Here is a 12608-nt window from a genome sequence, read left to right as displayed (position 1 = left end):
CGCTACCCGGCGGTGACGGACGCGGGCGCACTGAAGCGGCCCTCGTTGCCGCTGCGGTCCAGCCCGGAGACGCAGTAGGTGAGCGGCTGCCCGGCCGGCGCGGCGGCGTCCACCCAGTCACCACCGCGGGTGGTGCCGACAAGCCGGGCCGTGCCGCCCTCGACCCGGTAGACGGCGAAGCCCACGGCGTCGTCGCCGCGCCAGCTCAGCGTCACTCCGCCGGTGTCCTGCCGCCGGATGCCCGTGATCGCGGGTGCGGGCGGCGGTGCAGCCGGGAGCTGGGCCATCGTGGGCGGCAGCGCGGGGGCGGCGTAGTGCGCGCGGCGGTACCGGCTGACCGCCCCGAGCTTGTCGGCGCGCACCTGCCGGGCACTGAAGTGCACGCTCCCGCTCACCCCGTACCGCCGGTTCAGGGCGAGCTGGCGGTCCAGCTCGGCCGGATCCCGCCAGGCCCCGCGCTCGCCGACCCGGTAGTCGGCCTGGCCGATGTAGAGCTGCACACGGGTGCCCCGCACGGTGGCCGCCCACCAGGGCAGCAGCTTGGCGTAGTCGGCCTTGCCGAACCCGATGTGCCAGTAGAGCTGCGGCACGACGTAGTCCAGCCACTGCCGGCGTACCCAGAGCCGGGTGTCGGCGTAGATGTCGTCGTAGCTCTGCAGGCCGGCGGTGGGCGAACCGGCCGGATCGGTGCGCTTGTTGCGCCAGATGCCGAACGGGCTGATGCCGAACTTCACCCACGGCTTCATGGCCTTGATCCGCTCGCTCATCTCACGGACCAGCGTGTTCACGTTGTCCCGGCGCCAGGCGTGCTTGTCGGCGAACCCCCGGCCGTAGCGGGCGTACGCGGCGTCGTCCGGGAAGTCCTGTCCGGCCTCGGGATAGGGGTAGAAGAAGTCGTCGAAGTGCACCCCGTCGACGTCGTACCGCTGGACCGCCTCCAGCATCGCGTCCTCGACGAACCGGCGCGCCTCGGGGATGCCGGGATTGAAGTAGAGGCGACTGCCGGGCCGGTCGGCGCTGGGATAGGTCACCACCCAGTCGCGGTGCCGCCGCAGCGGGTGGGTCGGCGCGAGCTGGTCGAGGCGGGGGCCCGGCCCGCCCACGGTGGCCGGCTGGCCGCCCCGGTACGGGTTGAACCAGGCGTGGAACTCCAGGTTGCGGGCATGGGCCTCGGCGACCATGAACTCCATCGGGTCCCAGCCCGGGTCGCGGCCGTCGCGGCGGCCGGTCAGCCACTCCGACCAGGGTGCGCGGTCCGACGGCCAGAGCGCGTCCCCGCTCGGTCGCACGTGCACGAAGACCGCGTTGTGGTTCTGCCGCACCGCCAGGTCCAGCCAGCCGCGGAACTCGGCTCGCGCCGCCTCGGCCGGCAACCCGCGCCGGCTCGGCCAGTCGATGTTGTTCACCGTCGTGATCCACATGCCGCGCAGTTCGCGGGTCGCCCGGGCCGGCCGGCCCGCGCAGTCCGCGCCACCGCCGGCCGGGCCGGCGACCGCGGCCACGCCACCCGGGCCCGACGGGCCACCATCGCCGGAGACCCGGTCGCGCAGCGACCAGGCGCCGACCGCGGCCACCACGGCCAGCGCTACGGCCACCGCGACGAGCGCCCGGGTGCGACGGCGGGGAACGGGCGGAGCGGGCGTGTCGGCGGAGGGCATCGCCCCAGTCTGCCAGCGCCACCCACGGATGATCCGGCCGGAACCGCTTCTTAACGGCCACCTAAGGCGGGCGTAGGCGGGTCCCCTGTGGACCGGCCCACGCTGTTCGGGTCCGCGGCGCGCCGTCGCGGCGGCCCGGCCTCAGCCCTGGATGAGCGAGGCACCGTAGCAGGTCAGCGGGCCGATCTGCGCGTCACCGACCGGCCGATCGGCGCCGCCTTAGCGCAGGAACATTGAAGGGCCGACGCCCCCGGCCACCCGGACTCCGGCCGTCCGGGCCGGAGCGGGGTCGGGGCAGCGCCCCGGCCGGGTGCGGTGGTGGGGCTATGGTCGGGCGGTGGATGAGCTGTTCGAGGCGGCAGGGACGCTGCGCTCGGCGTACCGGGGGGTCGACTGGGCGTCGACGCCACTGGGCGCGGTGTCCGGCTGGAGTCCGACGCTGCGCGCCGCCGTCGACCTCACCCTGCACTCCCGGTTCCCGGTGACGCTGTTCTGGGGCCCGGAGTTCGTCATGGTCTACAACCAGGCCTACGTCGAGATGATCGGGCACAAGCACCCAGCCGCGCTCGGCGCACCGGCGGCCCGGGTGTTCGCGGAGATCTGGGACGTCATCGGGCCGATGCTCCGCTCGGTGCGGGCGACCCGGCGCGCGACCTGGACCCAGGACATGCGGCTGCTGATGGACCGGCGCGGCTACCCCGAGGAGTGCTTCTTCACGTTCTCCTATTCCGCGGTGCGCAACCCGGCGGGCGAGGTCGAGGGCGTCATCGACATCGCGGCGGAGACGACCGCGCAGGTGCTGTCCGAGCGACGGCTGATCATGCTGGTCGGGCTCAGCGACACCCTCAGCGGCCTCGACGACCCGGCGGAGATCGTCGACCGGGCGGTGCGGGTGCTGCGCACCGACCCGGAGGACCTGCCGGACGTCGACATCCTCGTCGCGGACGCCACCGCCGACACGGGTCGTCCGCCGTCCGCCGTGCCGTCGACGATCCTCCGGGACGGGGATCTCGTGCTGGAGACGACGGCGGACGTCCCGGTGATGCGGGTGCGGCTGCCGGGCCCGCCACCGTACGCGGAGACGGTCCTGGTGGCGCGGCTCAGCCAGCACCTGCCCCTCGACGACGGCTATGTCGGGTTCGTGCGGCTGGTGGGGGCGACGGTGGCGCAGGCGCTGCAGCGGGCCCAGACGCGCCAGGCCGAGCGCCGGGTCGCGACCCTGGAACAGGAGCTGTCGGAGCGACTGCAACGCAGCCTGCTGACCCCGCCCGCCCAGCCGCCGCGGATGGAGGTGGCGGTCCGCTACCAGCCGGCGACCGAACGGGCGCGGATCGGCGGCGACTGGTACGACTCGTTCCGGGAGCCTGACGGCTCGCTCATCCTGGTGATCGGCGACGTGGCGGGCCACGACCAGCAGGCGGCCGCGACCATGGCGCAGATCCGCAACCTGCTCCGCGGGGTCGCGTACGCGGCACGGAAGCCGCCGGGCGGTGTGCTGGAGGGCCTGGAGGCGGCGATGCGGGGCCTGGGCGTGGACGCCCTGGCGACCGCGGTCCTGGCCCGCGTGGAACAGGACGAGGAGCAGGCGCGGGTCGGCGCCGCCACGCTGCGCTGGTCCAACGCCGGGCACCCGCCACCGGTTCTCATCACCCCCGACGGGTCCGCGACCCTGCTGCGCACGCCGCCGGAGATGCTGCTGGGCGTCCGGGCCGGCCTCGCGCGCAGCGACCACCAGGTCACCCTCACGCCCGGCAGCGCCGTGGTCCTGTACACCGACGGCCTGATTGACCGGCGTGACGCGGTCATCGACGACGGGCTGGCGGATCTGGTGGGCACCCTCACCGGCCGGCACGGGTCGACCGCCGAGCAGCTCTGCGATGAGTTGCTGGGCCGCTTCGCCGCCGGCAGCGACGACGACATCGCCCTGGTCGTGCTGCGGATTCCGCCGGAGCCCGCCGGCCGGCCCGGACGGGGCGAGGCCGACCGGGGTGCCGCCGGCCGATATTCGGAATTCAGGTAGCCTCTTTTCATGGGCGGTTTCGGGCCGCCGGCCGAGATCGACTTCACGAGGGCCGGGCAGACGCGAGGCGAGGTGCCGTCGCTGCTCTCCCGGGACTTCACCGCCGCCACCATCACCGGCCTGCGGCACGCCGTCGCCGCGGGCGTCGCGACGGCCGGACTGACCGGCGAGCGGGCCGAGGACTTCGTGCTGGCCGTCCACGAGCTGGTCACCAACGCGGTACGCCACGGCGGCGGCTCGGGTCACCTGCACCTCCGTCGAGAGGGCGACCTCCTGGTGTGCGACGTCGTCGATCATGGTGCGGGTGTCGACGCGCCGCCGATCCGGCAGGTCTCCGGAGACATGGCCGGCGGCCGGGGGCTCTGGCTGGCGGACCAGCTGGCCGACTCACTGAGCCTCCGCCGTCGCGCCGACGGCACGACCGCCACCGTCAGCATCGCGCTGGGCTGACCGGATCCCGAGCGGGACCGGCATCGCCTCAGTCGACGTCGACCCAGTCGAGGGTGCGCCCCACCGCCCTCTTCCACCGGGCGTAGCCGGTCTCGCGCTGCTCCGGCGACCAGGTCGGCTGCCAGCGCCGGCTCTCGTTCCAGTTCTCGCGCAGCTCGTCGGTGCTCTTCCAGAACCCGACGGCGAGCCCGGCCGCGTACGCCGCGCCCAGGGCGGTCGTCTCGGCGACCACCGGCCGGCTGACCGGCACGCCGAGGATGTCCGCCTGGAGCTGCATGCAGAGGTCGTTGACGGTGACGCCGCCGTCGACCTTCAGGCACCCCAGGGGCACCCCGCAGTCCTGCTCCATGGCCTCGGCCACGTCCCGGCTCTGGTAGCAGATCGCCTCCAGGGTGGCCCGGGCGATGTGCGCGTCGGTGTTGAAGCGGGACAGGCCGACGATCGCGCCGCGGGCGTCGGAACGCCAGTACGGGGCGAACAGGCCGGAGAACGCCGGCACGAAGTACACCCCGCCGCTGTCCTCGACCTGGCGGGCCAGGATCTCGCTCTGCGCCGCGCTACTGATGATCTTGAGCTGGTCGCGCAGCCACTGCACCGCCGATCCGGTGACCGCGATCGAGCCCTCCAGCGCGTAGACCGGTGCCGCGTCGCCGAACTGGTAGCAGACCGTGGTGAGCAGACCGGCCTTCGACCGCACGATGTCGGCGCCCGTGTTGACGAGCATGAAGTTTCCGGTGCCGTAGGTGTTCTTCGCCTCGCCCGGCGCGAAGCAGACCTGCCCGACCGTGGCGGCCTGCTGATCGCCCAGGTCACCCGTGATTCGCACGGGACCGGTGAACGGTCCGTGCGGCACCGTGCTGCCGTACGAGCGCGGATCGGAGGACGGCCGGATCTCGGGGAGCATGGCACGGGGGACGCCGAAGAACGAGAGCAGCTCGTCGTCCCAGTCCAGCGTCTCCAGGTTCATGAGCATCGTGCGGCTCGCGTTGGTCGGGTCCGTGACGTGCACGCCGCCCTCGGTGCCGCCGGTCAGGTTCCAGAGCAGCCAGGTGTCGGTGTTGCCGAAGACGGCCTCACCACGCTCGGCGGCCTCGCGGACCCCGTCGACGTTCTCCAGGATCCACTGGATCTTCCCGGCGGAGAAGTAGGTCGCCGGCGGCAGTCCCGCCTTGCGCCGGATGACGTCGCCCTTGCCCTCCCGTTCCAGGGCCGAGGCGATCCGGTCGGTGCGGGTGTCCTGCCACACGATCGCGTTGTGGTAGGGCCGGCCGGTCCGGCGGTTCCACACCACCGTGGTCTCGCGCTGGTTGGTGATGCCGAGCGCGGCCAGGTCGGAGCCGGTCAGGCCGCGCTCGTTCATCGCGGTCTGGATCACCGTCTGGGTCCGTTCCCAGATCTCCAGCGGATTGTGCTCGACCCAGCCCGCCCGCGGCAGGATCTGCTGGTGTTCGAGCTGGTGGCGGCCGACCTCGTTGCCACCGTGGTCGAAGATCATGAACCGGGTGCTGGTCGTGCCCTGGTCCACGGCGCCGACGAAGTCAGCCATGCGGGGTCTCCTCACTGCGGGCGGCGGCGGGCGTCATCGTGAGGTGAACCGTAGGAAACGTCGCGAGGCCGGGTCAACGAGCCCATCGGCATCGGCGCTACGAGCCGTACCGGCGCTCCCGTCGCGGGAGCGCCGGCACGGCCGGGACGCGAGACGGTCAGTCGCAGCCCAACGCCTGGTCGTAGCCTCGCGGCACGTCGCCGGCGGCGACCTTGTCCGCGGTTTCCCAGAAGACCTCGGGCCAGTCCCCCTCGTCGTTCATCCGGTGCAGCACCTGCCACCGGTGGCTGCTGCGCAGCGCGTCGGCGGCCCGCCGGAGCGCGGCGTCGTCGCCGGCCCGCTTCGCGCGCAGCCATTCGGCGATCCAGGCGCAGCCGACGCGGGACGTCACCTGGGCGCCGAACTGGTACGGGTCGTTGGTGCCGAGGCCGGCCAGCGCGGCCCGGTCGAAGTTCGGCGGCAGCGGAATGTCGGCGAGCACCTTGGCGGCCTGCTCGTCCACCCGGGCCGGCGTCACGATCTCCGGCGGCAGCGCGGCCAGCCAGGTACGCACGTCGACGCGGACGACGTGGGTGAGGATCCGGTCGAACTCGGTCCGGTCCGCCCCGCTGGCGCGGAGTTCGACGAAGACACCGTCGCGGGGGCGGAGCATGACCGCGAAGTCCTCGGCGTTGTAGCGGACCAGGTCACCCGGCCAGCCGTCGACCTTCACCGCCTCAGGGGCGCTGACGTGGAGCCGGTCGGCGTGGTAACCGTCGTACTCCTTCGCCGGGTACCAGTTCATGTCCATCTGCCGTCCGCCGTTGCGGAACGCGATGGTGCCCTGCTGCTCGGCGAACCCGTAGACGGTGGTCACCTGCCAGCCGGGCTCGTCGATCAGCAGCCGCGGGTTCTGCTCGGCGGCCTTCAACGCCACCGGCGAGTAGGCGACGGGCAGGCCCGTACCGGCGGTGCCGGGCGGGGCGGCCGGGCGGTCGTCCGGATGCGCGCGGAGCACGGTGGACACGGCCAGCACGCCGATGAGCGCGGCGGCCGCGGTCAGCGGGCCGGCGAATCGGCGGAGCAGGCCGCGGCGCGCCCGGTAAGGCGGCTGCGGTGTTTCGGCGACGCGGTCGAGCGTCGGCTCGGACATGAGCTCCTCCAGCAGAGCCTGCTTGGCCCCGTCGAGGTCTCCGATGACACCGGGTCGGCAGGGGTCGGCGTCGCGGACCATCCGGTCGAGGTGCTCCTCGGTCATCTGCCCTCCTTCGGGGCGGGTGCGGTCAGGACGTCGAGTACATGTCCGGGCGGGCCGAGGTCGTCACCGACGAGTTCGCGCAGCCGGCCGCGGGCCCGCGACAGGCGGGTCCGGACCGCGGCCGGGCTCACCCCGAGGACCTCGGCCGCCTCGCGTGGTGCCAGTCCCTCCCAGACGGTGAGCAGCAGCACCTCCCGGTCCAGCTCCCCGAGCCGGGCCAGCGCGGCCCGGACGGCGAGCCGTTCGGGCACCTCGCTGCCCGGGTCGCCGCCGATCACCGCGGTGATCCGCTGGCGGAGCCGCTCCCCCAGCCGCTGCCGGCGTACGCCGCCGCGGTGGTGGTTGGCGAGCACGCGGCGGGCTACGCCGTAGAGCCAGAGCCGGGCATCGTCGCCGGCCGGCAGCTCGCGTCTTCGGCGCCACGCCACGAGGAAGGTCTCGGCGACGACGTCGGCCGCGTCCTCGGGGTGCGCGACCCGGCGCAGGGCGTACGCCAGCAGCGGCTCGAAGTCGGCTGCGTAGACACGTCGGAAGTGGTCCTCGTGCTCGGTCCCGGAGCTCACGTCCCTCCATGTCCGGTCAGGCGCCGAACGTGACAGGCCCGCTGCGGAGACATCGGACTACCTCGGGGACGCATCCCGCCGCCGGACGCTCTGGCCGGTCTCGTGGATCTTCGCCAGCTGAGCGGCGAACTCGGCGTCGGTGACTGCACCACGCTGGTGTTGCCGGGTGAGCGCGTGGATGTCGCGCCGCTGCTCGGCGGTCAGGGCATCGCGGGCCGTGCGTGCCTGGCCGGCTCCGGTGGGCGGGTTCGTCAGCCGGTCGGCGGCGGGCGGCGGCGCCGGCAGGGCGGTGGATGCCTTCGGTCGGCGCTGCGCATCGTGGTGGTGCACCCGCAGCGCCGTGAGGCATGTCGTCATGGTGGCAATCGCGTCAACCCTCGGGAGCCGGTTCAGGCGGGACGCAGGTGGGTGCGGCGGTTCTTCCGTCCCGCCTCGTACGCGGCCCGGGCGGCCCGCCCCTCGTCCGTGGTGGAGACCTCGGCGACCGGCACGTCCCACCAGGCGCCAGCGTCCGGACCCGCCTCGAAGCGATCGGTCCGCACGTGCACCACAGTCGTGCGGGTGGCCGCCGCCGCGGTCGCCAGCGCCGCCCGCAACTGCTCCATGGTGGACACGCGGATCAGGTCGGCGCCGAGGCTGGCCGCGTTGGCGCCGAGGTCGATCGGCAGCGGTTCCCCGGCCCGGTCGACGTACGCGGTGCCGAGCCGGTGGGCGCCGACGCTCTCCGACAGCCGGCCGATCGAGGCGAAGCCCGCGTTGTCGACCAGCACCACGACCAGCTTGACGCCCTCGGCGACCGCGGTGGCCAGCTCGCTCGGCAGCATCAGGTAGGACCCGTCGCCGACCAGCACGAACACCTCGCGCTCCGGCGCGGCCAGCTTCACCCCGATCCCGCCGGCGATCTCGTAGCCCATGCAGGAGTAGCCGTACTCGACGTGGTAGCTCTTGGGATCGCGGCTGCGCCACAGCCGGTGCAGGTCACCGGGCATCGACCCGGCGGCGCACACCACCACGCCGCGGGGGCCGGCGGCGTCGTTGACCGCGCCGATCACCGCGGTCTGGGTGGGCCGAGCGTCCGGCTCGGCGTGCCGGGCGCGGTCCGCCACGGCCGTCCACCGCTCACGCAGCCGGGTCACCGACTCCCGGTACGCCGGCTCGGTCGCCCAGCCGGCGCACGCCGCGTCGAGGGCGTGGAGGCTCTCGCGCGCGTCGCCGACGACCTGCGTGCCGGACAGTTTCGCCGCGTCGAAGCGCGTGACGTTGAGGTTGACGAAGCGCGCACCCTCCCCGAAGAGGGTGCCCGAGGCGGTGGTGAAGTCGCTGTAGCGGGTGCCCACCCCGATCACCACGTCCGCGCCGGCCGCGATCCCGTTGGCCGCGGTGGTGCCGGTGACGCCGACCGCGCCGAGCGCGAGCGGGTGGTCGTGCGGCAGCGCGCCGGTGCCGGCCTGGGACTCGGCCACCGGCACCCCGTGCGCCTCGGCGAACCGGCGCAGCGCCCCGGTGGCCCCGCTGTAGATCACCCCACCGCCGGCCACCAGCAGCGGGCGGCGGGCCGCCCGCACGATCCCGGCCGCCCGGTCCAGCGCCGCCTCGTCGGCGCGGGGGCGCGGCACGTGCCAGACCCGCTCGGCGAACAGCTCGTCGGGCCAGTCGTACGCCTCAACCTGCACGTCCTGCGGCAGCGCCAGGGTGACCGCACCGGTCTCCGCCGGGTCGGTGAGCACCCGCATGGCGGCCAGCAGCGCCGCCGGCAGCTGTTCGGGGCGGTTGATCCGGTCCCAGTAGCGGGAGACCGGCCGCAGTGCGTCGGTGACGCTGACGTCGTGGGAGCGGGAATCCTCCAGCTCCTGCAGCACCGGGTTGGCGGCCCGGGTGGCGAAGAGGTCGCCGGGCAGCAGCAGCACCGGCAGCCGGTTGATGGTGGCGCCGGCGGCGCCGGTGACCAGGTTCGTGGCGCCGGGGCCGATGGAGGTGGTGCAGGCCAGGGTGCTGAGCCGGTCGGTCATCCGGGCGTACGCCGCCGCCGTGTGCACCATGCCCTGCTCGGTGCGGCACAGGTGGTACGGCAGGTCGGCGCCCGACGTGGCCAGGGCCTCGCCGAGCCCGGCCACGTTGCCGTGGCCGAAGATGCCGAAGCAGGCCGGAACGAGCCGCTGCCGCCGCCCGTCGCGTTCGGAGAACTGCCGGGCCAGGAACGTCACCACCGCCTGCGCCACCGTCAACCTGGGCATCACGCCTCTTTCGTTCCGGGCCGGGTCAGCGGCAGCCGCGGGTCCACCGGCTGGCCGGCCCAGCTGCCCCGGATCCAGCCGTGCCGGGGATCGTCCACACAGGCCATCGTCCGGGCCGCGCCGGGTCCGGCCAGCACGTTCAGGTAGTAGAGGTCGTAGCCGGGGGCGGCCATCGACGGCCCGTGGTAGCCGTACGGGACGAGCACCACGTCACCGGTGTGCACCTCGGCGAGCACGTCGATCGGCCGGTCGGCGGTGCCGTAGACCCGCTGGAAGCCCACCGGACCCGCGCCGGGCTCGCCGCCGGCCACCTCGAAGTAGTAGATCTCCTCCAGCGCGGCCTCGACCCGCCCGTCGTCGTACGCCCGGTCCTCCTCGTGCTTGTGCGGCGGGTACGACGACCAGTTGCCGCCGGGCGTGAGCACCTCCACGGCGACCAGCCGGTCGCAGTCGAAGGTGTCCGGCGCGCAGAAGTTGTTGACCTGCCGGCTGGCCGCCCCGGCGCCGCGCAGTTCCACCGGCACGTCCCGGGCCGCACCGTAGCGGGGCGAGAGGCGGCGGGTGGCCCGCGTCGACGGCAGCGCGAAGCGCCCCGTGCCACGGATCGTCACGTCGGCGTCGCGGGGCAGGTAGGCGAAGTCGGTGACCGCGGCGAACACCGACCTCCGCCCGGTCAGGGCGAGCCGCAGCCCGTCGCAGTGCACGGTGGCGGCACCGGCAAGCGGCAGCACCAGCATCTCCTCGTCGCCGGTGGCGAAGCTGACCTCGCCGTCGGCCGGCAGGGTGAGCACCCGCAGCCCGGCCCAGGTCCAGCCGGCCCGCTCGGGGGTGACCTCCAGCGCCCACGGCCCGCGGGCCGTGCCGCCCCAGGACAGGTGCGCGTCGGCGGTCCTCATGCGTCCTGCCCCGTGGGCAGCAGGGAGCCGGCCAGGTCCACGGCGGCGGCCACGTCGTCGTCCGGTGGATAGAGCAGCGCCCGGCCGACCACCAGGCCACGCACGCCGGGCAGCCCCAACGCCCGCGCCCACCGCCCGTACACCACGTCGGGCGCCTCCACCGGGTCGCCGCCGAGGAGCAGGACCGGCAGCGTGGTCGCCGCCATCACCCGCTCCATCTCGTCGACCGCCGGCAGCTTCAACCAGGTGTACGCGCTGGTCGCGCCCAGCGCCTGCCCGACGCTGACGCCCTTGATGACCGCCTCCGGGCGCAGGTCGGCGCTGACCCGTCCGCCGTCGCGGGCGACCCAGAGCGGTTCGACCAGGGCCACGGTGCGGTGCGCGGCCAGGGCGGTGACCGCCTGGGCGCAGGCCTGGAGGGTCGAGGCGGTGGCCGGGTCGCCCGGGTCGATCCGGCAGAGCATCTTGCCGCCGTCGTAGCGCATGGCGGCGATGCTGTCGGCGTCGTAGGCGGTGAACCGGTCGTCGAGTTCGAAGGCCGCGCCGGACAGGCCGCCGCGGTTCATCGAACCGATGGCCAGGCGGTTCTCCAGCGCACCGAGCAGCAGCAGGTCCTCCAGGATGTCGGGGGTGCCGAGCACGCCGTCGACGCCCGGCCGGGACAGCGCCACGCGCAGCCGGTCGAGCAGGTCGGCCCGCCCGGCCATGGCCATCGGCCGGTCGCGTACCCCGAGGGCGCCGCGGGCGGGGTGGTCGGCGGCGATGACGAACAGCGGCCGGCCGGGCTCGGGCCAGGGCCGGCGGGTACGGCGGGCGGCGGCTTCGGCGATCGCCTGCGGCCGGTGCGCGCGGGTGCGGGTCAGCGCGTCGTACTCGGTGCTCACCGGTCTTCTCCTGTCAGGACGGCGGTCGACGGCGCGGGAGGCGACGCGGCGTCCCCGGCCAGCGCCGCGGTCTCGGCGTAGTCGGGCATGGCGGCGGAGCAGGCCAGGCGGGAGGCGACGATCGCGCCGGCCGCGTTGGCGAAGCGCACGGTCCGCTCCAGCGGCCAGCCGCGCAGCAGCCCCAGGCAGAGCGCCCCGCCGAACGCGTCGCCGGCGCCCAGCCCGTTGACGACGTCCACCGGCACCGGCGGCACCCGTACGCTCTGCTCCGCCGTGCGGGCCAGCACGCCCGCCGGGCCGAGCTTGACCACGACCAGCCGGGGCCCGCGTTGGAGCAGCAGGTCGGCGGCCCGGTCCGGGTCGCGGGTGCCGACCGCGATCTCCACCTCGTCGAGGTTGCCGACGGCGACGGTGACCCCGCGCAATGCCTCGGCCACGGCCGCGGTCGCGGCGGCCGGGTCGGGCCAGAACATCGGCCGGTAGTCCAGGTCCAGCACCGTGTGCGGGCGGCCGGCCCGGGCGGCGAGCGCGGCGGTGTGCGCGTCCCGGCTGGGCCGCTGGCAGAGGCCGGTACCGGTGAGCCAGAAGACCCGGGCCGAGGTGATCGCGTCGAGGTCCAGTTCCTCGGGGCGGATCTGGAGGTCCGGTGCGGTGGGGGTGCGGTAGAACCACAGCGGGAAGTGGTCCGGCGGGAAGATCTCGCAGAAGGTGATCGGGGTGGGCAGCCCCTCGACCGGGCGGACCTGGCTGTCGTCCACACCGAACTCGCACAGTGCCCGGTGCACGTAGCCGGCGAAGGCGTCGGCGCCGGTGCGGGTGATCACGCCGGCACGCAGGCCCTGCCGGCTGGCCGCCACCGCCACGTTGGTGGGGCTGCCGCCGAGGAACCGGCCGAACGTCTCGACCTCGGCCAGCGGCGTGGCGATCTGCAACGGATAGATGTCCACCCCGACCCGGCCGATGGTGAGCACATCGAGCATGCGGCGCCCTCCGTCCCGGCCGGCGTCGGCGTGTCCGCCAGCTCGATTCCGTCCCTGATTGGTAACAGTGCTCTACGAGTTGTGTCAATGTGTTGTCATGACATCCGTGCTCTGCGCTCCGTGATCGCACCGGTACAGTG

At 74.1% G+C, this 12608-nt stretch carries 11 protein-coding genes; 2 read left to right on the top strand and 9 right to left on the bottom strand.

The features are described 5' to 3' along the window. Positions 1-2: 2 nt before the first annotated feature. The gene (locus tag ABZW14_RS23095; RefSeq protein WP_355350044.1) at positions 3-1658 is read right to left on the bottom strand and encodes a family 10 glycosylhydrolase; all 1656 of its coding nucleotides are present in this window, start codon (positions 1656-1658) and stop codon (positions 3-5) included. Between the two features lie 337 nt (positions 1659-1995). On the opposite strand from ABZW14_RS23095, the gene ABZW14_RS23090 reads away from it, so the two are divergent. Together ABZW14_RS23090 and ABZW14_RS23085 are read left to right on the top strand one after the other, a co-directional pair. Then, a complete protein-coding gene (locus tag ABZW14_RS23090; protein ID WP_355350041.1) occupies positions 1996-3678 on the top strand; it encodes a PP2C family protein-serine/threonine phosphatase in 1683 nt (560 codons plus the stop codon). Between the two features lie 9 nt (positions 3679-3687). Then, a complete protein-coding gene (locus ABZW14_RS23085; RefSeq protein WP_355350038.1) occupies positions 3688-4128 on the top strand; it encodes an ATP-binding protein in 441 nt (146 codons plus the stop codon). Positions 4129-4156: 28 nt separating this feature from the next. Here the strand turns inward: ABZW14_RS23085 and glpK are convergent, their stop codons facing one another. The 8 genes from glpK to iolC all read right to left on the bottom strand — a co-directional run bounded on the left by glpK (position 4157) and on the right by iolC (position 12468). Continuing rightward, on the bottom strand, positions 4157-5674 hold the full coding sequence (gene glpK, locus ABZW14_RS23080; protein ID WP_355350035.1) for a glycerol kinase GlpK: 1518 nt from the start codon (positions 5672-5674) through the stop codon (positions 4157-4159). Between the two features lie 157 nt (positions 5675-5831). Further along, a complete protein-coding gene (locus tag ABZW14_RS23075) occupies positions 5832-6911 on the bottom strand; it encodes a hypothetical protein (RefSeq protein WP_355350032.1) in 1080 nt (359 codons plus the stop codon). Then, positions 6908-7474, bottom strand: a complete 567-nt coding sequence (locus ABZW14_RS23070) for an RNA polymerase sigma factor (RefSeq protein ID WP_355350029.1) — start codon at positions 7472-7474, stop codon at positions 6908-6910. Before ABZW14_RS23070 ends, ABZW14_RS23075 begins: the two co-directional genes overlap by 4 nt. Before the next feature lie 57 nt (positions 7475-7531). Continuing rightward, positions 7532-7831: a hypothetical protein gene (locus ABZW14_RS23065; protein WP_355350026.1), complete on the bottom strand. Its 300-nt coding sequence runs from the start codon at positions 7829-7831 to the stop codon at positions 7532-7534. A gap of 32 nt (positions 7832-7863) precedes the next feature. Next, a complete protein-coding gene (iolD, locus tag ABZW14_RS23060) occupies positions 7864-9708 on the bottom strand; it encodes a 3D-(3,5/4)-trihydroxycyclohexane-1,2-dione acylhydrolase (decyclizing) (RefSeq protein ID WP_355350023.1) in 1845 nt (614 codons plus the stop codon). Then, entirely contained in the window at positions 9708-10604 is an 897-nt protein-coding gene (gene iolB / locus ABZW14_RS23055; protein ID WP_355350020.1) for a 5-deoxy-glucuronate isomerase, read from the bottom strand. Before iolB ends, iolD begins: the two co-directional genes overlap by 1 nt. Next, on the bottom strand, positions 10601-11488 hold the full coding sequence (locus tag ABZW14_RS23050) for an aldolase (protein ID WP_355350017.1): 888 nt from the start codon (positions 11486-11488) through the stop codon (positions 10601-10603). The genes iolB and ABZW14_RS23050 overlap by 4 nt, the downstream gene beginning before the upstream one ends. Beyond that, a complete protein-coding gene (gene iolC / locus ABZW14_RS23045; RefSeq protein WP_355350014.1) occupies positions 11485-12468 on the bottom strand; it encodes a 5-dehydro-2-deoxygluconokinase in 984 nt (327 codons plus the stop codon). The genes ABZW14_RS23050 and iolC overlap by 4 nt, the downstream gene beginning before the upstream one ends. Between the last annotated feature and the right edge of the window lie 140 nt (positions 12469-12608).

The organism is Micromonospora sp. NPDC004551 (assembly GCF_040609975.1).
Lineage (GTDB): Bacteria > Actinomycetota > Actinomycetes > Mycobacteriales > Micromonosporaceae > Micromonospora.
The sequence above is the reverse complement of the archived record's forward strand: the minus strand, read 5'-3'. Positions and strand labels throughout refer to the sequence as shown.

Excerpts from the sequence above, each read along its gene's own strand:
- ABZW14_RS23095 (WP_355350044.1), bottom strand. The coding sequence starts at position 1,658 with ATGCCCTCCGCCGACACGCCCGCTCCGCCCGTTCCCCGCCGTCGCACC.
- iolD (WP_355350023.1), bottom strand. The coding sequence starts at position 9,708 with ATGCCCAGGTTGACGGTGGCGCAGGCGGTGGTGACGTTCCTGGCCCGG.
- glpK (WP_355350035.1), bottom strand. The coding sequence starts at position 5,674 with ATGGCTGACTTCGTCGGCGCCGTGGACCAGGGCACGACCAGCACCCGG.
- ABZW14_RS23065 (WP_355350026.1), bottom strand. The coding sequence starts at position 7,831 with ATGACGACATGCCTCACGGCGCTGCGGGTGCACCACCACGATGCGCAG.
- ABZW14_RS23085 (WP_355350038.1), top strand. The coding sequence starts at position 3,688 with ATGGGCGGTTTCGGGCCGCCGGCCGAGATCGACTTCACGAGGGCCGGG.
- ABZW14_RS23075 (WP_355350032.1), bottom strand. The coding sequence starts at position 6,911 with ATGACCGAGGAGCACCTCGACCGGATGGTCCGCGACGCCGACCCCTGC.
- iolC (WP_355350014.1), bottom strand. The coding sequence starts at position 12,468 with ATGCTCGATGTGCTCACCATCGGCCGGGTCGGGGTGGACATCTATCCG.
- iolB (WP_355350020.1), bottom strand. The coding sequence starts at position 10,604 with ATGAGGACCGCCGACGCGCACCTGTCCTGGGGCGGCACGGCCCGCGGG.